The 21,000-nt window shown below is 62.3% G+C and carries 17 protein-coding genes and 1 pseudogene; 5 read left to right on the top strand and 13 right to left on the bottom strand.

Annotated elements, in window-relative coordinates; all coding sequences use genetic code 11:
- Positions 1-137: 137 nt before the first annotated feature.
- From OXE05_06115 to OXE05_06090, 6 genes are all read right to left on the bottom strand, one after another.
- Positions 138-851 (bottom strand): hypothetical protein, encoded by a 714-nt coding sequence (locus OXE05_06115; GenBank protein ID MCY4436893.1) that lies wholly within the window; start codon positions 849-851, stop codon positions 138-140.
- A gap of 579 nt (positions 852-1,430) precedes the next feature.
- On the bottom strand, positions 1,431-2,441 hold the full coding sequence (locus tag OXE05_06110; protein ID MCY4436892.1) for a P1 family peptidase: 1,011 nt from the start codon (positions 2,439-2,441) through the stop codon (positions 1,431-1,433).
- A 76-nt stretch (positions 2,442-2,517) separates the two neighbouring features.
- Positions 2,518-3,627, bottom strand: coding sequence for a glycine oxidase ThiO (thiO, locus tag OXE05_06105; protein MCY4436891.1), 1,110 nt, complete (start codon positions 3,625-3,627; stop codon positions 2,518-2,520).
- The gene (gene thiS / locus OXE05_06100; protein MCY4436890.1) at positions 3,624-3,998 is read right to left on the bottom strand and encodes a sulfur carrier protein ThiS; all 375 of its coding nucleotides are present in this window, start codon (positions 3,996-3,998) and stop codon (positions 3,624-3,626) included. Before thiS ends, thiO begins: the two co-directional genes overlap by 4 nt.
- A complete protein-coding gene (gene thiE, locus OXE05_06095) occupies positions 3,995-4,711 on the bottom strand; it encodes a thiamine phosphate synthase (GenBank protein ID MCY4436889.1) in 717 nt (238 codons plus the stop codon). The genes thiS and thiE overlap by 4 nt, the downstream gene beginning before the upstream one ends.
- Positions 4,712-4,731: 20 nt before the next feature.
- Entirely contained in the window at positions 4,732-5,508 is a 777-nt protein-coding gene (locus tag OXE05_06090) for a thiazole synthase (GenBank protein MCY4436888.1), read from the bottom strand.
- 454 nt (positions 5,509-5,962) lie between these two features.
- Between OXE05_06090 and OXE05_06085 the strand changes: the two genes are divergently transcribed.
- Complete coding sequence (locus tag OXE05_06085) at positions 5,963-6,958, top strand: Gfo/Idh/MocA family oxidoreductase (GenBank protein ID MCY4436887.1); 996 nt, start codon at positions 5,963-5,965, stop codon at positions 6,956-6,958.
- A 460-nt stretch (positions 6,959-7,418) separates the two neighbouring features.
- On the opposite strand, the gene OXE05_06080 is transcribed toward OXE05_06085, so the two are convergent.
- The gene (locus OXE05_06080) at positions 7,419-8,834 is read right to left on the bottom strand and encodes a DUF2851 family protein (GenBank protein MCY4436886.1); all 1,416 of its coding nucleotides are present in this window, start codon (positions 8,832-8,834) and stop codon (positions 7,419-7,421) included.
- 277 nt (positions 8,835-9,111) lie between these two features.
- A complete protein-coding gene (locus OXE05_06075; protein ID MCY4436885.1) occupies positions 9,112-10,512 on the bottom strand; it encodes an extracellular solute-binding protein in 1,401 nt (466 codons plus the stop codon).
- Between the two features lie 407 nt (positions 10,513-10,919).
- On the opposite strand from OXE05_06075, the pseudogene OXE05_06070 reads away from it, so the two are divergent.
- Positions 10,920-11,282: pseudogene (locus OXE05_06070) on the top strand (type II toxin-antitoxin system RelE/ParE family toxin).
- Positions 11,279-11,617: an XRE family transcriptional regulator gene (locus OXE05_06065; GenBank protein MCY4436884.1), complete on the top strand. Its 339-nt coding sequence runs from the start codon at positions 11,279-11,281 to the stop codon at positions 11,615-11,617. Before OXE05_06070 ends, OXE05_06065 begins: the two are co-directional and overlap by 4 nt.
- A 142-nt stretch (positions 11,618-11,759) precedes the next feature.
- Here the strand turns inward: OXE05_06065 and OXE05_06060 are convergent, their stop codons facing one another.
- The 3 genes from OXE05_06060 to OXE05_06050 form a co-directional block, all read right to left on the bottom strand.
- On the bottom strand, positions 11,760-13,433 hold the full coding sequence (locus tag OXE05_06060) for a LamG domain-containing protein (GenBank protein MCY4436883.1): 1,674 nt from the start codon (positions 13,431-13,433) through the stop codon (positions 11,760-11,762).
- A 224-nt stretch (positions 13,434-13,657) separates the two neighbouring features.
- Positions 13,658-14,236 (bottom strand): VanZ family protein, encoded by a 579-nt coding sequence (locus tag OXE05_06055; protein ID MCY4436882.1) that lies wholly within the window; start codon positions 14,234-14,236, stop codon positions 13,658-13,660.
- Between the two features lie 721 nt (positions 14,237-14,957).
- Positions 14,958-16,004: a Gfo/Idh/MocA family oxidoreductase gene (locus OXE05_06050; protein ID MCY4436881.1), complete on the bottom strand. Its 1,047-nt coding sequence runs from the start codon at positions 16,002-16,004 to the stop codon at positions 14,958-14,960.
- A 189-nt stretch (positions 16,005-16,193) separates the two neighbouring features.
- Between OXE05_06050 and OXE05_06045 the strand changes: the two genes are divergently transcribed.
- The gene (locus OXE05_06045) at positions 16,194-17,171 is read left to right on the top strand and encodes a hypothetical protein (GenBank protein MCY4436880.1); all 978 of its coding nucleotides are present in this window, start codon (positions 16,194-16,196) and stop codon (positions 17,169-17,171) included.
- A gap of 340 nt (positions 17,172-17,511) precedes the next feature.
- On the opposite strand, the gene OXE05_06040 is transcribed toward OXE05_06045, so the two are convergent.
- Positions 17,512-18,906, bottom strand: coding sequence for an extracellular solute-binding protein (locus OXE05_06040; GenBank protein MCY4436879.1), 1,395 nt, complete (start codon positions 18,904-18,906; stop codon positions 17,512-17,514).
- Between the two features lie 405 nt (positions 18,907-19,311).
- Here OXE05_06040 and OXE05_06035 point away from each other — a divergent pair, with 405 nt between their 5' ends.
- A complete protein-coding gene (locus OXE05_06035) occupies positions 19,312-20,055 on the top strand; it encodes a class I SAM-dependent methyltransferase (GenBank protein MCY4436878.1) in 744 nt (247 codons plus the stop codon).
- Between the two features lie 347 nt (positions 20,056-20,402).
- Here the strand turns inward: OXE05_06035 and OXE05_06030 are convergent, their stop codons facing one another.
- A complete protein-coding gene (locus OXE05_06030) occupies positions 20,403-20,702 on the bottom strand; it encodes a hypothetical protein (GenBank protein MCY4436877.1) in 300 nt (99 codons plus the stop codon).
- Positions 20,703-21,000: the final 298 nt, after the last annotated feature.

Here is a 21,000-nt window from a genome sequence, read left to right as displayed (position 1 = left end):
GAAAAGCAGGAGGGCTGGACGACGAACCGGCCCTCCTGCTCGCTTAATTGGTCACTGAATGAGCACCGCGCTGTGCTTGCGTGAAGCCGCAGTCTGTCATTCGCGGGCCGCAATTTTCGACCATGATGGCGCGGCGGTCATGCGGACGGATTCGGTATCGGCACTACCGCGCGCCGGTATTGGTAGGCGTTTCCCTGCTTGCCGACAATTTCGATGGCCCCCATATGGCGCAGGCAGTAGGCGATCTTCTGTCCCTGGCCGTGGCGTACGCCGAGTCTGGCGGCAAGCCGGCTGCTGGTAAACGGCTCCGGCAGCGTGGCGGGCAGGAGGCCGGCAAAGTCAGCCGGGCCGTGGAAGCGGTGCTGCGATGTAATGCCGACAAGCACTTGGTCGTGAATGCTCCAACCGCGCCGCCGCCAACTGCCGCGGCCGTCCTGTTGGCGGGTCTCCTCGACCTCTACCAGCAGCACCTCCAACGAAAACTGCGGGCGGGTGACGAGGTGCGGGATGCTCACAAGTTCATCGAAGACATCGAGCACCGTGCCGCGCTTGGGCGAACGGCGGCGGCTGAGCACGGTTGCGCCGTCGCCGTCGAGGCGTACGATCCACTTTTGCGCCGGAATGGGATGCACGAGACGCACCGCGTGCTGGGGCAGCAACGCGGCAAGTTTACGCTTGATGGCGGAGAAATTCCGCGTCTGGATCTCGATGAGTTCGTCGCCGCGAATCAGGTCAATCACGTAGCCGTCGACGGGCTGTTCGGCTTGGTCACCGGGCGCGGCGTACCAGTCCTTAAGCGCCGCGTGCAGCGACTTCTCCTGATAGGTGCCGATCGTCGGTGTGGTACTCAATTGGCGCTCGCATGTAAACTACCGCGAAGCATTCTTGTCTCTGCACCAATCCGTTCTCGCTTCCGGAGAAGCGCCGGGAATTAGCTAGACTGCGAGGCTAGAGCAAGCGAATCCAGCTTCCGTCATTCCCGCGAAAGCGGGAATCCATCTACTCTTCGTCAACATCCCTTCCCGTCGGGAGGTGTTCCTGTACGGCACGTCGTCGGCCCTGCCTACCCCCTGGACTCCAGCGAAAGCCGGAGTGACGGGACGGTAGCGCAAGATTAGAGCCTGCGATCCTTGCCTGTCTCTCTCGTCATTCCCTGTAAGTGTTGAGTAATTCGTTGACAGAATCCTCTCTCCAATTGGCAGTGTTGACAGATCATGTCATTCCGAGCGGAGCGAGGAATCTAGGGTCCCTGCTCAACACACTTTCACGGCCTCAGCACTCTAGATTCCTCACTCCGCTACGCTCCGTTCGGAATGACAAGTCTGTAGGCGAGCACAGAGTTCTGCTCCTATGTTTCTTCTACCAACTCTTTCAACGAATTACCTGACACTTACAGGAATGACACCGATTGCAAGCTCCAGCCAATTAGACTAGAGGTTCTCACCAAGAATTCCCTCGCTATCGCTTTCAAACGACGCGAGCACCGCGTCCCAGGCGGTCTCGGAGGCAAGCACGCCAAGCACGTATTCGTTCAATCCGTCGTGTTGCGCTATCTCGTTGGTGGTCACAGCATAGAGCACGTCGCCGTCGGAGATGGTGTGCAGCGGCTCGATGGCCCGCGCCATGGACGAGTGGACGTGGCGGGCAAGCTGCCGCAACGACCAGCCTCCGAGGATTTGGTTTGTGACTACCACGGTGAGGGTCGTGTTACCGGGCGCGGGTGGCGTTGGCAAGCCGGCGTCAGCCACGCGCGGGCGTTCACCTGTCTCCGGATGCAACGAGCCCCGCACCACATGCCCCTGGCGGTCGACAATAGCGCCCACGGCGTTCACCACCGTGAAGACGGCCACTTTCACGCCAGCGACTTCACGAAACGCGCCGCCCTGACCTGCGGCCTCGCTGCGATAGGGCTTTTGCAGCCACTTGCCCACCGTCGCCGAGCGTCCCGCGCCCCGCGGGCCCAGGGGAAATTCTCCCGGTCGCGCCGCCTTGAGCGCCGCGCGCCCCAGGGCTTTGTCCGGGTATATGGCATTGTCGCGTGGCCCGAAGTCATAGATGATCGCGCCGGATACGAGGGCGATGTTGCCCCAATGGGGCGAGTAATCTCGTTGGGCCAGCAATTCTGCCGCCACGCCCGTCGCGGCTTCCAGGCCGTAGAACGAGCCGCCGGCCAGGCAAATGGCATCCAGCTTGCCTTCACCGTTTTGCAGCGCTTCGGTGTACAGTGTCGCGTGCGCCCCGCCGCGAATGTCTACGGCGGCGACGGCGCTATGGCCGAATTGGAATACCGTGCAGCCGGTTGGGCCGGCATCGTACTCGGCGACGCCAATCGCCAGGCCGGGAAAGTCGAACGATAGCATTGGGCCGCTAAACGCGGTCTGCGGTTCAAGCGTCAGCGTGTCGTTGGATGCCGGCGGCGCGTCTGGGTGCTGTTCTGACATACGTCTACCTTTCGATTCCCATCCGAACATGGCGCTCACAACAGAATGCCCGGCGTTCACACGGCACTGCGACTGCTCACGGGGTGGCAAAGCGCTCGGGAGCATACGGTTCCAGCGGCGCCAGGTCGCCATCCAGTATGGCGTTGCGCATGAGTTGCGCGGTAATGGGTGCGAGCAGGATGCCGTTGCGGTGGTGGCCGGCGGCGACCCAGAGGCCCGGCCGGTTTGTGACCGGTCCCAGCAGCGGCAAGCTGTCGGCCGGCGTGGGCCGCAGTCCAACCCCAAAGTGGTGCACGCGCGCGTCGACGAGGTTAGGGGCGAGCCTCTGCAATAGCTTGACCAGAAACGCCACGCCGCCGGCGGTGTTCTCGCGCTCGAAACCCGCGTCTTCTTCGGTGGCGCCGACGACGATGCGTCCGTCTTGCTTCGGCGCCAGGTAGCCGCCGGCGCCAAAGACCACGCGCCGCAGCGGGCGGTCGTACGTCTCCAGCACCATCACCTGGCCGCGGGTCGGCTTGAGCGGCAGGCTGATGCCCAAATGGTCGCCGAGGGACCGGCTCCACGCTCCGGCGGCGATGACGACGTGATCGGCGTGCACGGGACCCGCAGCCGTTTGCAATCCGGTGACGCGCTCACCGGCGGTGAGGAAGCTATGCACCGGCGTGTACTCGTGTAGTGTCACACCCAGGGCTACAGCCGCCAGTGTGAGCACGTGCATGAGTTGCGGCGCGTAGACGTGAGCATCGTCTTGGAAGAAGAGCGCGCCCCGCGCTTTAGTGGAGAGCAACGGCTCAGTCGCTTGCAGGGTGACGGGCTCAAGCCAGGCAACGCGCTGCCCCGCTGCGGCAAGCACGCCGGCCTGGTGTTCGAGAAACATGGCTTGTGTCTTGCCAAATACGATGGTGAGCGCGCCGGAACGCGTGTAGGTAGCGTCCAGCCCGGTGACGGCCTCAAGCTCGGCTGCAAAGGCGGGGTAGAGTTTGGCCGATTGCGCGGCCAGATTGGATTGCGGGCTCTTGGCGTCCCCTTCTACACCGGCCCCCAGGATGCCGGCCGCGGCGATGCGCGCTTGGCCGCCGACGCGCTCTTGCTCGAAGACGGCTACCTGCACACCGTCTTTGGCCAAGGCGTACGCGAGCGCGCAGCCAATGATGCCGCCGCCGACGATGGCGACCTCAGTCGTCATGGACATTGTCCCTGCGCTTTCTGCCGGCATGGATATGGGTCTTCATTGTGCGCACGCCGGCCGGGATCAATGTGCGCGGTAGCCGGGGCAGAACCCGTCTTGTCCTGCCGGCCGCAGCCTCCGCCGACCATGCGGACGATCTCCACGACGTCGCCATCTTGGAGTATGACGCGGGGGTGGTCGGCGCGTCGGACTACCTCATTGTTCACGGCCACGGCGACGAATTGCGCCGGCACGTCTTGCGCCGCGAGAAAGGCAGCCAGTGCCGTACGTGCAGCCAACCGCCGGTCTTCCCCGTTCACCCTGATGCGGATGCGCACCGACTGCGGTTGTTCTGCTTCAGTATGGGGGATTCGCTCATCTGCCGTCATTGCGGTTGCACCTGTGCCCGCCCCGCAAGGGCGCTGGTTAGCTCGTATGCCGCCTCGGATGTATCGGGAGCGTCGAGCAGGGCGCTGATTACGGCCACGCCGTGAGCGCCGGCTGCCATAACGGTAGGCGCGTTCTGCGCCGAAATGCCTCCCACCCCGATAACGGGAATGTCGACTGCCGCCGCCACGTCACGCACCAACTGCGGCCCGGCCGGTATGCGTCCCGGCTTGGAGTCCGTCGCATACAGTGTGCCGACGTGCACGAAGTCCGCGCCGGCCTGTGCACATTGCAGGGCGCTGGCGACGTTATGCACGGAACAGCCGATCAGTTTGTCCTCGCCCAGCAAGCGGCGCGCCGCCTGCACGGGCAGGCCGTCCTCAGGCAAGTGGACTCCATCCGCGCCGACGGCAAGGGCAACGTCGATGCGGTCGTTGATGAGCAAGAGCGCGCGGTCCGCGGTTATGTGCCGCAATTGCTGTGCAAGGGTGTACAGGTCCTTGGCGAATGACTCTTTCTCCCGCACTTGCACCACGTGTACACCGCCCTCCACGCCTTCCCGGACTCGCTGGATGAGCGTGCTTGCAAGCGGATTCCGTGTAAGCATAGGGTAGCCGGGTCGCCGTGCGGGACCCGAATCCGGCGGCGCAACGCCCTGCGGCGCGCTGAGGCGCGTTATGAGCGTGAGGCAGGGGTATGGCAGTTGGGGTTTCATGCGGCGTGAGACCGGCCTGGCTAGGCGTGGACGACTCCCGCTACCGGACTGCTGGGGGTGGCGAACTTCTGCTGCGCGATGCGTCCGGCAAGGTAGGCTTTGCGTCCGGCCTCGACGCCGAGACGGAAGCCTTCCGCCATGAGCACCGGGTCTGCAGCGCGGGCGATTGCCGTGTTGATGAGCACAGCGTCCGCCCCGATCTCCAGCGACTGGGAGGCTTCGGACGGCACGGCGAGCCCGGCGTCCACGACCACGGGCACGTTGGCCTGCTCGACGATCAATTCGATCTCTTCCCGCGTAAAGATGCCTTGGCCGGAACCGATCGGCGAGCCGAGGGGCATCACGGTGGCGCAACCCACGTCCTCCAAGCGCCGCGCCAGAATCGGATCGGCGTGAATGTAGGGCAGTACCACGAAGCCGTCCTTGACGAGCGCCTCGGCGGCAAGCAGCGTATCCACCGGGTCCGGCAAGAGCGAAGCCGGGTCCGGCTGTACTTCCAGCTTGACCCAGTCCGATCCCGTGAGTTCCCGCGCCAACTTAGAGGTCACAATCGCTTCGTCCGCGGTGCGGGCGCCGGCCGTGTTCGGCAAGATCGTGTAGCGGTCCCAATCGATGTGATCGAGAATCGTCTTCTCCGAGGGATTGCTGAGATCGAGGCGTCGTATCGCCACGGTAATAATCTCGGCTCCGGATGCCTCGATGGCTTGCACCATCTCCGCGGGCGTGCGGTATTTGCCGGTGCCGATCATCAGCCGCGACGTGAATTGCTTCCCCGCTATTTCAAGCGCGTCTGTCATTTCCGTTCCTTTTTCACATGCTGTAACTGAAGCGAAGGAGTGTGCCTGTCACGCGCTTCCACCCTCGCCCCACTCAACACGAAAAACTGCTGCATAGAAAGGAAAGCGATTTGCAGCGGCGTCTTCGTGTGCTGCAGCTTCCCTCCGCTGGCGTTTACCAGATCGCTGGCATGATCCGGGTCAGGTTCCAAGGCTTGCCCCCGTCTGTGCGGAGGCTCTCGACCATGCGGCTTTCCTAGTGGCTCGAGCGGCGCGAGGAAAATCACGCCAGTAAGACGGATTCAGTATACCATGCAGTGCAGGCGTACAGGGAGCACGTATAGAATGAGACGAGAGCGTACGAAGGAAGTGACGGGCTACATATGCATGCCCTGCGTGCACACATTCCGCATCGTTCGCACCCCGGCACTGGTTCGGGTGCGGGCTGCGGACCAAGAATGAAGGAGTTGTCTACATGGATGTGGTGAATGTCGGCTTTGCGGGTACCGGCGGCATTGCGCAGTCGCACGCGCGCGGGCTGGCCGCCGTTCCCCAAGCGCGGATCGTGGCGGCGGCGGATGTCAGAGCAGAAGCTGTGCGCGAATTCGCGGCTGCGTATGACGTCCCGCAAGCGGAGACCGACTACCGCGCCGTGCTGGATAGTCCGGCGGTAGATGCGGTCATTATCTGCCTGCCCCACGCGTTGCACGGCCCAGCCGCGATCGCCGCGGCGCAGGCGGGCAAGCACGTGCTCTCCGAAAAGCCGCTGGGCGTGACCGTTGCCGAGTGCGATGCCATCATTGCGGCCTGCCGGGAAGCCAACGTCAACCTCATGGTGGGCCATACGCACCGCTTTATCTATGAGCACCTGCGGGCCTTGGAGCTGCTGCGCGCGGGGGCGATTGGGGACGTGCTCCACATTCACGACTCCATCATCGGCGCGACCCGCCATAAGGACTTGGCCTGGCGCGGCGTGCCCGCACTGGCCGGCGGCGGTGTCTTCATGGATAACGGCGTGCACAGCGCCGACCGGCTGCGCTGGTGGATCGGGTCGGAGGTGACGGCGATCACCGCCCGCGTGGGCCATTACGGCGCGCGCACCGAAGGCGAGGACCACGGCGTGGCGCATCTCGAATTCGCGAACGGTGCCACGGCGACCATGGAAATCTCGTTGATTGCGACGCCCACGATGGGCCGCTGCCGCGCCGAGGTGACGGGCGCCAACGGTGCCATGGAGATCGCGACCTGGCGGCACCTTAAGGTAGCGGGAGCGGATGACGAGGAGTGGGAGACGCTGACGTTCCCTCGCGACCGCAGCCAGTTCATACGCGAGGACGGCGAGTTTGTGGCGAGCATCCTGGAAGCGCGCGCGCCAAGCGTCACCGGCGAGGACGGCAAGCGGGCCGTAGCTATCGTGCAGGGGATCTACGAGGCGTCGGCAAGCGGCAAGACCGTTTACCTGGACGCATAGACCGGGGCGACGCCATGCTGCATCCAATGGGACGAGCGCGTCGGAGAAGCAACACACGGTATGCAAGGACCGTCATTCCCTGTAAGTGTTGAGTAATTCGTTGACAGAATTCTCTCCCAAATTGGCAGTGTTGACAGATCATGTCATTCCGAGCGGAGCGTCGAACCCTGTTCGCGGAATCTAGGGCCCATGCAACGTGTCACCCAATAGGCTCAACATCTTAGATTCCGCGCTCTTAGCGACTCTTCGCTGCGCTCCGTTCGGAATGACATGTGTACTGTTCATGTAGAGTACTGCGTTCAGCTGCTTTTGTTCTCAAATCTGTCAACGAATTACCTGACACTTACAATCCGGCGCAAGCCGGAATCCAGTTCCTGGCATGCGGCATTCCTGCCTGGATGAGAAGACAGGGTAGTTCGCGCGCAGGGGTGGCGGGAAGATACCGGATCAAGCATACGCCTCACGGTTGCTTTGGGTTCTCACCGAGCATCTGACCCACCGCACACGCGTCGCAGCGCTTCTCCCGGCACCAGGCGTGGTAGATGTGCAATAGGCCCTGCTGACGCGCTGCGGTCATGGATACGTATTTCGGCGGCAAACCATAAACGTCGTCACGCATGCTCCGAATGAGTCGGTTCATGCCACCGGCCGGCGCGTGACGCAAACTGGCGACGGCCCAATCGGCTACGTCAGAGTCGCCGGTGTGCTCGCCAAGCGCGAACATGAACGGCAGCAACACGTTGATTAGGATTTCGCGGGCCCGTTCCGCGCCAACGAGGCTCTGCGCCGCGCCGCGCAAAGGGACCCCAAAGTCACAATGAACGGCCCAATAGCGTGAGCAAGACGCCGGAAGCCTGAATGCATTGACCAACTGTCGGAATAGCTGCGGCTGATCCACTTCCTCACGGAGCGCTTGGCAGAATTGCACCGGTCCCGCCTCCGCCAGCCGGGCGCAGAGGTGACCCGCCGCTGCTACGCGCCGCGTAGGTGCGTTTGCGGGGCGCACGCCGCCGCGCACCCAGGCCGCGGTGGACACTGCCGGTTCTAAGTGAAACTGCTCCCACAGCGTTTCAAGTTCCCGTACATATGCCCGATCGTGCTTGGTAGAGGCACGGCACGCCGTGCCCGTGTGCGGGGCAGCGTTGCGTTGGGAGGGCAGCAGCCCCGCTGCGCCGAGGAAGAGCGCTTCGCCGTGCAGTGCCGTGGCGGCCTTTCCGCCAAAGCTTGCTGCCACCACCGGCCACGGCAGGGCCTCACTGAGGAGACCGAAGGGCTCCCGATTCTGGCTGTAGCCCAGTGCATCCAACAGGCCCGCGTAGAGCGTCTGCTCCGCGCCGTGGCTTTCGATTGCGGCTAGCATTTGCACTGCTTTCTTGCGCATGCGCCGTTCGCCCAGCGTCGCGAACAACATGCCGACGGTCATGGCATCGGCCTTGGTATGGAGATCTGCACAGGGCTGGAAATCAGGAAGGCGGTGCGCCGCGTACGTTTCCGGCAAACCGGCGGGGTAGTGTGGGGCTAACGCCAGCGTGCGCAGCGGACCGCCCGCAAGCGGGCCGTCGTCTGCCCACACCACGTGGAGAATGACGTTGTGGTAGGCCGGATCGGCTGTATGGCCGTGGGCGCGCCAAGCGGACGTGGCCGTATGCACCTCCACGTGGCCGTGGCGCAGCCTACGCCCATCGAGCGCGATGATGGCATCGAGAAAGTCCGGTCCGGGGCCCAGGTTGCGCCGCCCAGGATACACGACCTGAATCTCTTCCCCGGCCGTGGTGCGCAGGAGTTTGGCACCCCAAGGGCACGCCTGCCAGAGCTGCGCAACAACCTCTTCGCGCAGGCTTTCGACAGGGGCAAGCGCGGACGCAGCGGTGCTCATGAAGGGTAGTAGTATCCTCTACAGAGAATGTTCACTGTATCTCCTTTACTAAGGATAGCGAATTGCCCCCAGTTAGCAAATGTTAAGGTCTGAAAAACTTGCGAAGCCGAACCGCCAGTGGACGCAAGAGGACGGTGTGCCAAGGGAAGGGCTTGCTTCTGGTGCTGGGGCGAGCGGGCCAAGCGTAGAGAGAGGACTGTCTACCATAAGAAAACGCACGCGTGGGACTTCCCACGCGTGCGAATCGCGCAAAGTGCGTGTGTAGGACTCAATCCGGCTAGAAATCGACGACTGAGTTCTCCAGCGCTTCGTCCAGCGCCTGCTGCACCTGTGCATTGCCGTCGGCCAGCGCTTCCGGCACCGTCTTTTCGCGGTTCCAGATGGAATTGGCCATGCCCACGTGGATGCCGATGATCCTGCGTCCGCCGGGGGCGCTGACCACCCACTGGGCGCCGTCCATCTCGCGGGCGCCCTGGATGCGCAGCGGGTCGCCCTGGGTGAATTCGGGGCTTTGGGCCACCGAGCGGCGGGCCGGCAAACTGTCGCGCACGTCGTTGAAGCGGCGGTCGTTCGGCTCCAGGAAGAGCCACTCGAGGAATTTGAACGCGCCGTCCGGGTTGTTGGAGCCTTCCGGCATGAGGTGCGCGCCGCCGCCGCGATAGGCCGCGGGCGAGCCGCCCTCCGCCACCGGGTACGTGTCCACGCCGACGTTGATCGTGGCAAAGGCCTCCTCATACTGCGCGAACCGCGTGATGTTCATCACGTCGGTCCACATGGCGCAACGGCCGGTGGAGAAGAGGTGTTGATGCCGCTCGTCGCCCCTGAAGGCGTTCATGGCGTCCAGGCCGCCCTGCAAGTCGAAGAACCGCAGCGTCAAGTTGAAGGCGGTCTCCATCGTCTCGTTGTCGATGGTGGACGTCAGCTCATCGTCGCTGAGCAAGCGGCCGCCCTGCTGCCAGAACGGTACCAGCCACCACACCAGGGAGCTGTTGCCGTACCAGAAGCCGAGGCGCTCGATGTTGTCGCCCTCTTTCTTGAGCGTTTGCTGGATGGCCGAGTCGAGCTCGTCCCAATTCGCCGGTCCGCTGTCCGGATCCAGACCCACTTCCACGAAGACGTCTTTGTTGTAGAAATAGGTAAAGACCGTGGGCGCCCAGGGCAGCCCGAACCAGTGGCCGCGATAGGTCGAGTCGAAGACGACGCGGGGGTAATAGTCTTCTGGGTCGATGACGGTCGATGCCTTGACATAATTCGTGATGTCTGCGGCAATGCCGCGTACGCCGAAGTCTTTCGGCAAGTAGGCGTCGATATACGAGATGTCGGGCGAGATGCCGCCGGCGACCACCGTGGGCAGCTTGTTGATGGTGTCGCCATAGGTCGTGACGATGACGTTGACCTGCTCATCAGGGTTGGCCTCGTGGTACTCGGCGACGATCTGCTCGCCGATGCCCTGGACCCAGTTACTGCCGCCCATGTCGATGGCCCAGAAGTTCGTGGGCCGCATCCCAATGGCCGGCATCTCCACGGCTTCTTCCATCTCGTCGGACGCCGGCGCGTCCCCCATGGTGGGGGCCATGCCGCCTTGGGCGCACGCGGCAAAGAGCACCGCACCCGCCGCGGCGCCCGTGCCCGCGAGCATGCGACGCCGTGTCATGTGGAATTCAGTACGACTATTCATCAGACCCGAAACCTCCTGCCTGATAGGCGCTATTCCGAACTCGTACCATTGCTAAACGAGATGACGGGACACCAGTGGTTTGCCGTCCGCTGCCATCCCTTCCAGGAAACTACAGCAAAGACCGCAATTCCTAGACAGCTTGAAAGAATTGTAGCGTGCGCAAAGACGTGATGTCAAGGGTATGTGCGACCCCGAGCCAGGCGATTCCAGGCCCAATCCATCTGAGATATGGCCGCCGGCAAGGCGTGAGTATCTCACGTGGTCAAAGCGGTTGCAGCCTCTTACAGAGCCGGGAGCGGACTGAACTGCGGCCAATAGAGTATCACGACTCCGAGCATGCGACTTCCCCCGTTGAAGAGTCCGAGCGTGTCTTGCAGTATATTCCTTATTTGGAATATACTGCATCCATGCGTTGGGATGTCGAGTATACGGACGAGTTCGGGCAGTGATGGCAAGGTCTCTCAGAGGGCCAGCAGGACGCGGTAGCCGCCAGAGTCGAGTTGCTGGCGGAGCATGGCCCCAGTCTGCCGTACCCCTTCTCCTCGGACATCAGAGGTTCGCGCCACGGAGTCATGCGAGAGCTTCGCGCGCAGAGCGGAGGGAGGGCCATCCGGGTCTTCTACGCCTTCGACCCGAGACGAACGTCCATTCTGCTTATTGGCGGGGACAAGACGGGCAACGACCGGTTCTACGAGAAGTACGTGCCCGTGGCTGACGACCTCTACGACGAGTATCTGGAAGAACTGCGAAGGGAGGGGCTGATAGAATGAGTGGACGCCATCCGTTCAGCGAACTGACCGGGGACTTCACACCGGAACGCCGTCGGCGCATCGACGAGATTAAGCGGGAGTTGCTCGCGGAAATGCCCTTGCGCGAGTTGCGCCGGGCTCGTGCGCTGACCCAGCGAGAACTCGCCGAGACGCTGAAGGTAAATCAGCCCGCCGTCTCCAAATTGGAGCAACGAGCCGATGTGTACGTGTCCAGCCTCCGTTCCTACATCGAGGCCGTGGGGGGAAAGCTGAAGATCATCGCCGAGTTTCCCGAAGGCGAGGTGGCCATCGCCAACTTCTCAGATGTGGGGGAAGAGGAAGAAGACTCCGTCTGAGATATGACCGCCGGCAAAGCTTGGCTTGCCCGCGCGGCCCAAACTGCTACAGCCTGGTACGGAACCGGACCGGACTCAACTGCGTCGCGACAACATCGCCCTGCGGCCCGGCACCTCGATCGCACGGATTCTGAGCGGGCTGCTACGTGGTTTCCTGGAGCGCGGCTATCTCCGCAGCGCTCAAGGCACGCCCGTACACGCGCACGTCGGCCAGGCTGCCGTTGAAGTGGTCGTGCTGACCGAAGCCGATACGCAACGGTTGGTCGTTCGCTATGGAGCCGGGAACGTGCGCCGTGGCGTCGGAAGTAGACACCGCCACGCCGTCCACGTAGAGCCGAAGCTGATTGCCTGCCCGGACGGCGGTGAGATGCCGCCAACCGGGAGCCAGGGCGCGGTCGTACGTTACGTTGGCCCCGGCCTCCATTGAGTAGACCCGTCCCGACGGCAGCGTGCCGCCAAAGAGCTTCCCTTGGAAGATCGCCATGGACCACACGCGCCGGTACTTCACGTCCGGCGTAGTATCCAGTTGGCCCGTATTCGTCCACGTGGCGCCGCCCTCGTAGCGGTAGACATTCGCCAGGGGCAGCGTGCCCGCGTAGAGCTTGCCGTTGTACACCGCCATGGCCATTACTTCCTTCTCGTCTTCCAGGCGGCCCACATCCTCCCACGTTTCCTGACCGTCCCAGCGAAAGACGGTGCCATTCGGCCACGTGCCCACGTAGAGTTCACCCCGGTAGGCGGCAAAGGAATACACCTGGGTCACCCCTTCCTGGAAGCCGCAGGGCGTCCAATCGGTGCCGCCGTCGTAGCGAAAGACGCCGCCGCCCTCGTTGCCCGCGCCGTAGAGGTGTCCCTTGAAGACGGTGATCGCCATCATGCGGCGGCCGGGCGTACCGCAGTATTCCCAGTCTTGTCCGCCCAAATAGCGAAAGACGCCTTGGCTGTACAGCGGAATAGCGTAGAGCTCGCCGTTGTAGACGGCCATGCCGGCAATTGACTCTGCCCCTGCCAAGCGCCCGCAGTACTCCCACGATGCGTCTCCCATGTAGCGGTAGATAGCTCCGCCGGGATGCTTATTCGGCGAATCCTCCAGCGCGGAGCCGCCAGCCCTATAGCAGGACGTACCGGCATAGAGCTCACCTCGAAACACCGCCAGCGATGCCACGGTATTGCTTTGATCGGGACTGCCGCAGTCTTCCCACGTCTGCCCGCCCGCGTACCGGTACATGTGCCCGGCCTCGTCGGCACCCCATTCGAAGGTGCCGGTGTAGAGGTCGCCGTTGTAGACGGCCAGGGAGTAGACGCGCAGGTTGTTGCCCGGGCGGCCGCAGTCCACCCACGTTGGCTCCTGCGCGCCGTCGTCGATGCCGAAATGCAGGTTGCAGTGGTGGGCCTGGGCGGCTGTAACTCCAGCAAAGTTTAAGGTGCCGAAGTTCAGGCCGGAGCGGGTGACGGGATCGTACTTGCTGAGGATGTCGCCGTGTAGGTTCGCGCCGTCGGGCGGCAGCTCCACCCAGGCGGAGAGCGTGAAGTCACCCTCAGCGAGGGCCGGCATGTCGCCGGCAGGTACTTCCACATGCGCGGCACGGCCGTCGAAGCGCGCGGCGCCGTAGGCACTGCTGTCGCGTCCCACGGCGGCGAGATCCGCGCCCCGGTTTATGCCGTGGTTGCCGTTGCCGGAGGAGTCCCGGCAATCGCCGTTGAATTTCCAATGTGCCAAGAGTCCGGTGTCGGTGCTCATGCGATGTTCTCCCGCTTGTACCTGATCGACGTTAATGCGTTTCTGGCTTGTACGGTGGCCAGATGAATCTGCCACGTACCTATGCTCCGAGATTGTCCCCTTTCCTGGGGGAGAGGGTTAGAGCCTGCCCCGTACTCGATACGGGGGTGAGAGCGCATCGGCGGTGTGGCGAAATAAGTGGGATACGAAATGTCAATCGCCGATAGCTGATATTCCAAGAAGTCTCCAGGGGGAATTGTACCCCATTCGGCGCAAGCAGTTCAGTATGAAGCCTGGCGCTGTCCACCACCTGGGCTAGCTTACTTCAGCCCCAACCTCTGCAAGCGCGTCCACCGCCGCGCCCACGACAACGCCGCGCTGGCGGCTACGGCCATGGTACCGGCGAGCAGATTGAATAGGATGTCTACCGGATCGAACACCCGGTTGGGCAGCAGCCATTGGATGCCCTCGTCAAGCACGCCCAGGGCTGCCGTAATCAGGATAGCGAGCACGGGGGGCAGCGGCACGCGGCGGCCTTGGTTGCTGCGCTCGGTGAGGGCCTCATAGACAAGCACGCCGACGACGCCGTACTCGATGAGGTGCGAGCGCTCGGTCGGCACCGTCATGCGGGTGAACACCAGCAAATAGGCGGTTACGACGCCGATGACTACGGCGACTTCCGCTCCGCCCGGCCGCACTCGCAGACCCTGCGTGAGGATGGTCACACCCACCAGGAACATGCAGAGGAGGAAGAGTCCGATGGAGATATCCAGCAGGCCCCGCTCTTCCAATGCCTGCGCCAGCGTTTGTGCGAGCCCCAGCGTGGCGTAAATCGCCGCCATGACGACAAGCACCCACAGCCAGAGGCGGCGTTCCCGACGTGAAGCAAAGAAATTCATGGCTGATTGTAAATCTGGTGCATGGCGTGGTCTCTACAGCAATGGCTGCACAAACTGCTCGTATGGACCCTCTTTCATTATCCGTCATTCCGGCGCAAGCCGGAATCCAGAGGGAGGGTGGTGTGCGGAGAGTTGGCCAGGGTCAAGCCCCGCCCTGTTACAGGTCAGACACAGTTTAGAAGTGATTGTGCGCACATCTGTGGTAAGGAGAAAGAGACCCAATGAAGCCCGGTCCGATTGCCGTGTGGCCTATCTCAAGAGGAAGTACCTGATCTGCTAAGAATCCCCTCACCCTAACCCTCTCCCCGAGGAGAGGGGATACGACACCATCGCTGAGCGGGCTCAGTTCTGCCGCTCCGTACGAGTGGTCCAAACTAGTGGTCCAACAACATTGTAACGATGGGTAGGTGTAAGCAATAGCGCCAAGAGACGGCGCAGGTTACGCGTACGGGACGTACGTGCACGTCCCGTGCGAATCTACGCTACCCATCAATACAAAAGTGTCGAACCACTAGACTTCTACCGGCAGAACAAGCAAACACGCCGGGGAACTCAAACGAACTTCAAGCTCCCCGACGCGTTTCACCGCTTTACTCATGTTCGCACTGAAGCCAAAGCAGCGCTATTGGATAAGCCCTGGATTTCGCTTCAGCCCTGCGTAACCCGCTTGACCGCTCGCTTGGTCTCCAGCAGCTACCAGCAGCGAGCTAACGCACTAAAGTCATTCCAACGGCAGCTTGACGGGCTCGCCGCCCAGGCTGGCCGACCGTTCCGCCGCGAAGATGACCTCGTCGATCTTCAAGGCGTCGTTGATGTCCACTTCCGGCTTCTTATTGTTCAGGATGCAGTCGATGAAGTGGTCTGTCTGCGGCTGGAAGGGGTGGTGCGAGACTTCCGGCGTATCCGGCATGATGGTCTCGAAGGTCGCCCAGTCGGTCTGCTCGGTCATGCGCTCGCCGATGAGGGTCTCCGAATGGAACTTATTCCCCACCAACGTGCCGCGGTCGCCGTGCAGGCGCACGTTGAACGAATAAGGATTGTTGCCCTCCAGGATGCAGCCGACCTTGCCGATGCGGCCGTCCTTGTAGCTGATCACGCTAAGCACGGTGCCTTCCCAATCGAACGTCTTCGTGAAGTTGCCCCAATGGCCCACCACGTGATCGACCTCGCCGGGCATGAACTGGAGCAGCGCGTCCACGGCGTGGCAACCGGCGGCTGCCAGCGCGGAACCGCCCTGCTCGCGGGTCTTCACCCAGTTGTAACCGACGTACCACTGCGGCCAGTTGGCGCTGAAGTAGTCGCACTCGCCGTAGAAGATGTTGCCGAAGGCGTTGGCCTTGATGAGCTTGTGCACGATCAGGAAGTAAGGGCTCCAGTGCAGCTCAAAGCCCTCGCACGCTACCACGCCGGCCTTGTCCACGGCTGCCGCGATGGATTTCAGGCCTTCCCAACTCAGCGCGGCGGGCTTCTCGATGAGCAGGTGATTGCCGGCCTCCGCGCCCGCTATCGCTTGGTCCACGTGCTTCTCGTTGGTGGAGCAGATGAAGATGACGTCCAGGTTGTCCTGCTTCAGCATCTGCTCGTAGTCGTTGTAGCAGTGGGCGTTGCTCAACCCGTGCTCTTCCTTGGCGTTCTGCGCGTTTTCCAGGCTACCGCTGCAGAGACCGACAATCTCCGTATGCGGGTTCTTGACCAGGGTATCGATGTGCTGGTGCGATACCCAGCCGATGCCGACCACACCGACCCCAAGCTTGCCATTGTCTGTCATCGCAAATCCTCCCAAAGTTTCAACAAACGTCTAACGAAACGTGGCTACAGTACAGCGTATTCGCGGCTAGCTGTCAAGGGAAGAAGGAAGCGGTTAGTATGCTATGCTTGGTTCTGAGAGGCTGCCGCCTGGGCGTAGCAGAGGGTGACTGCGCAGGGGCAGTCGTTAAGCGGCAAGGAACAGTGCTCAATGGAATCCCGGACCGACGACTTGGCTGCTCAGTTGCTGCGCTGCCCGGTGGGCTGCGCTTTCTTGCTGACTATCGAGCGGGATCAGGTTCCCACTGACATCGCCGTCACGCCGCCGCAGGCGTTCGCGCGCGCCGCGGTCGCCTTGAACGCCCTCAATCCATGGGCGGCGGATTTCGAACGAACCGTTGCGGCCGCGCTTTCACGCGGCGCGGACTTGGCAAGCCTGGCGCGCGCGGTGGTGACACATCCGCAAAGCCGCTGGTGGACTGCTCCGATGGACCCGACCCGGCAGGTGCTCATGATTGACGAGACGACCTACCCGACCTCCGCCCCCGCGGCGCCGCCTCACCCCATTTGGGAGCGCATACAGCGCATATTCAAGCGAGCGTCCGCCCGCGCGGCGGCGCCCAAGCCGGCTTTCCGCTGGGAGGATTACGCGCAACGTCCCAGGGAATGGCGCATCACCTCCACGCTCAGCGGTGGGCATGCGTGCCTCGACACCGTTATCCCATTGGGCGTCGGCGACTGGGGGATGGTAGAGACGCACCGCAGATTCGTGGCCGAGATCGACGCGTCCGCCCGCGTCTGCGAGATATCCGGCCCCGCCGACTGGCACGCCTTCTGCGTTTCCTTTCCGCGCGTCAATCAGGATCCCAATAGCCCGGCCGGGGTCGGCACGCTGGTGCCGGACTGGGCTCGCGTTGCCACGCAGTGGGACGGCGTTCACCTAACCTTCATGGGGCTCCTGACCGCGCTCTTCGTGCGCCACAGTTCGGCGGCCGGAACCACCATGCTGTGGTCGTGGGATACGGAAGGCACAATCTGGCTGCCGGGAGAGTTCATGCGCGGAGGCGCGCCGCTCGCGCTCCTAGACCGCGACGCACTCGCGTTCAAGGTAGCCCGACTATTGAGGTACGACGAGTTGGGAATCCCGGAGTGGCCGCCTGTCGTCGGCGTCATCCACTACCGCAGATGATCGTCACTGCTCCTCGATGCGAATCCGGCCGCTATCCCAGCGCCGTTCAGCCACACAAGATGCTGGGTGCTAAAACCGCGAAACCTCCCGTTCTGACAGGCTATCAGGTACAGGTAGCGAACCCACCTTGAAGCAAGAAAGGGAAGGGCAATCGCCGAGGACTGCCCTTCCTTGCCACGCGGCTCGCTTGTCCATGCAACACTAATGCCTGCCATCCACTCACCTCCGCACCCCCACAACTAAGGAAAAGGGCAACCACACGGGTTGCCCTTTTCCTTCAATTCGCAAAAGTGAGGAAAAGCGCTCCTCAGCAACTTTGCCCCACGTATTCCCTTAGTGCCTAGAAGTCCAGCACCGAGTTGGCGAGCGTCTCGTCCAAGACGATCTGGGTCTGCTCGTTGGTCTCGGCAATGGCTTCCTGGATGGTCTTCTCACCCTGGTAGATGGTGCGCGGCAGCGCCACGTGCAGGCCGAGGATCTCGATGCCGCCGGGAGCGGTCACCACCCAGTGCGCGCCGGCCATCTCGATAGAGGCCTGCAAGCGCAGCGGGTCGTCCTGGGTCCACTCGGGACTGTTCGCGATGGCTTTCTGCACCGGCAGGCGGCCCTTGGCGTCGTTGAAGCGCAGCTCTTGCGGCGCGTCGTAGAGCCACTCGAGGAACGCGAACGCGCCTTCAGGGTTGGCCGAAGCATTTGGCAGCACCTTGGAGCCGCCGCCGCCGTAAGTGGCGGGCGAGCCGCCGGGCGGGATCGGTTCCACTGCCAGGCCGTAGTTGAGCGCCGCAAAGCCCTCGCGGTAGTCGGGGAAATTCGGGATGTCGTAGATCTCGAAGTACATCGCCAGCTTGCTGTCGATGAAGATCTGCTGCGTGCGAATTTCGCCGCGGAACTCCGCGATGGCGTCGTAGCCGTCCTGCGCCTCATACATGCGCAGCGTATGCTCGAACGCGTTCACCATCAACTCGTTGTCCATGGTGGACGTGCTGTCGTCGGCTGATGTTAGGCTGCCGCCCTGCTGCCAGTAGGGGATCATCCAACCGGCCAAAGCGCCGCCGCTGCCCCACAACGGCACGTAGCCGAGACGTTCAATATTGGCGCCGTCTTTCCTGAAAGTCAGGTTGATGGCTTCGTGGAAATCGTCCCACGAGGCGGGCGGGCTTTCGGGATCCAGCCCCACCTCAATCAGCGCGTCGTTGTTCAAGAACAACGTGCGCACGTCCGCCGACCACGGCAGACCGAAGTGGTGGCCGCGGTAGGTGACGTCATTGAGAATGCGCTCCCACATGTCGGACGTGTCGATGATGGATGACACCTTCACCATGTCCGTGATGTCGCGCACAATGCCGTTCACCGCCATGGTCTTGGGAATGTAGCGGTCTTGAAACGCCATATCGGGCGCCGCGCCGCCGGCCACCGCCGCTGGCAGGGTGTCGCGATTGTCCCTGCCGGTTTTGGGAACGGTGGTAACGTTGTAAGCCTCGAACGTCTCGTTGAACTCCGCCACGAGCTCCGCGCCGATCTCCTCATTGAAGGAACCCCACGCCGACGTGAGCGACCAGTAAACAACCTCACTGGCTTCCATCGCCGCCGCGGGTTTTTCCTCCTCCGCCTTGGGAGCTTCTGCCTCAGGGGCATCCTCCATGGGCGCCGCCGCTGTGCCGCAGGCGGCTAGCAACACCGCACTGCCCGCAAAGCCGATTCCGGTGCCAAGTAATCGCCGTCTTGAGGTACGCATGGTTGGCCTCCTCTAAACAATTGCGCGCACTACACAAACTATCGACTCTCTCCTCTACGTAAGGGAGAGAGTGACTATACGTAGTATGTATAGCAGGAGTTTGGCAATGTGGCAAGTCCCTAGGCGTAGAGTCTCTCTCTACAAATAAGATTGAGGGTTGTCAGAAGAGTTAGAACTGTGCCATACTCCCACAGTAGATAGGAGAACATTGGGCATGTTATCTGCGGTCTGCAACTTCCCGATTAACGCCAGCGCCGCGGCGGCACCGCTGCCGCGGCTATGCGTATTGGGGAGGACGTAGCGACCGTACACTCAAGAAATGAGTCATCACGGCCTCCCATGCATGGGAGGTCTTTTGTTTTGTTGGGCATCTAGCTCGTGTGTTCGCGAAGAGAGGAAAATGTTGTGAAAGAGTATTCGGCTGCAACGTATGGAGACCGCATCGCCAACGTCTACGACGAGTTCTACCGACCGGCTAACGTGTCGAAACGAGTCGACGTACTAGAAGAATTCGCGGCAGGCGGCCGGGCGCTTGAGCTCGGGATTGGGACCGGGACGTACGCGCTGCCCCTGGCGGCGCGCGGTGTAGCGGTACACGGGATAGAGGCTTCCCATGCAATGGTCGCAAGGCTGCGAGACAAGGAAGGCGGAGCGGCATTGCCGGTGACCAGCGGCGACTTCGCGGACGTTGCGGTCGCGGGCAGCTTCTCACTCGTCTTCGTCATCAACAACACCTTCCTGATGCTTTCCTCCCAGGAAGACCAAGTCAGGTGCTTTGCAAGTGTGGCGTCTCATCTCGATGAGTCCGGCGTCTTCCTGGTCCACGCCTTTGTCCCGGACATTTCCCGGTATGACGAGAACCAACACCTGCGCGCGAGCCTGCCTGACGTGGACTCGGTCCGGCTTGACGTTTCGATCCACGACGCTGTAAACCAGATAGTGGACTTCCGCCACCTGCATCTGACGGAAGACGGCATCCGCATGTATCCCGGACGATTGCGCTACGTATGGCCGTCAGAACTGGACCTGATGGCGCGCCTCGCCGGGCTCCGTCTGCGCGAGCGGTGGGGCGATTGGCAACGTGCGCCGTTCACTGCGCAGAGCGGCGCCCATGTGTCAGTCTATGGGCGGGCGAGTTCCCAAGACTGACGAAGCGAGAGCGGGCACCTATTGGGGGTGACGCAGCTGGGCGCCGCACCGCGTCGCCCGCAATGCCGATGCCGGTTCCGGGCAATCGCCGCCTTGCGGTAGGCACAATTGGCTTCCTGCAAGAGACTGCGTACAATCGTTTCGTATGGGCCCTCTCTGCATGGCCAGTACATGATGGGACGGACTGGCAATTGTCTAAATCACTCTTGAAGTATGTTTCGTAAGTAGGATCCGGCACAATGGCAAAGTGTACGGATGGTGCAATAGCAAGGATTTCTGTCTCTAGAGCAGAGGAGACGCCGATCATGGCTGGCGAAACAGGCATTTGTTACGTTGGCGCCTCTTCGTTAAGACTGCGGGGTCTCGCCATCCTGCTCTTGGCGATTCTGCTCCCTCTGGTCTTGACTTGCTGTGGGCCCTTCGGCGGGCCGCCCCAGACTCCCGCGAACCAGCGCTATGGGTATGTGGGGGCGGACAAGGTGCTCAAATGGGATGCCTCGGCTGGTGCGGAATCCTATACCGTCTTTCACTCCCCAACGCTCCCAGATTGTAGACTGCTCGATGGTCGGCCCTTCATTTGCCAGGAACTTGCAAGCGGCATTCAGCAACCTAACTACATTCTCACCCAGCAAGGATTCGGCAGACACTATTGGGTTGTTGCTTGCAACAGTTCCGGTTGCTCGGAGATCGACAGTGACACCCCGGCCCAGCCGCCACCGCCCTTCCCTGATGATGTGCATGCTGTCCAAGCTGAGTCATCGATACGGATCACCTGGAATTCTGTGCCAGGTGCCGCTCATTACAAGATCTATACAGGTTGCCCTGATCTTAGAGATTGCATCGTGGAGCTGGATGGGAATGTGGTCGGAACCGCCTACACCCACGAACCACGTCCGATCCCCCCTCAGCCAAATGGTGTGAGAGTCATCGACAGGAGCGCTCATT

Source organism: Chloroflexota bacterium, assembly GCA_026710945.1.
In the GTDB taxonomy this organism is placed as follows: Bacteria; Chloroflexota; UBA11872; order VXOZ01; family VXOZ01; genus VXOZ01.
Note: the sequence above shows the minus strand (reverse complement) of the source record. Positions and strands in the feature narration are given on the sequence as shown.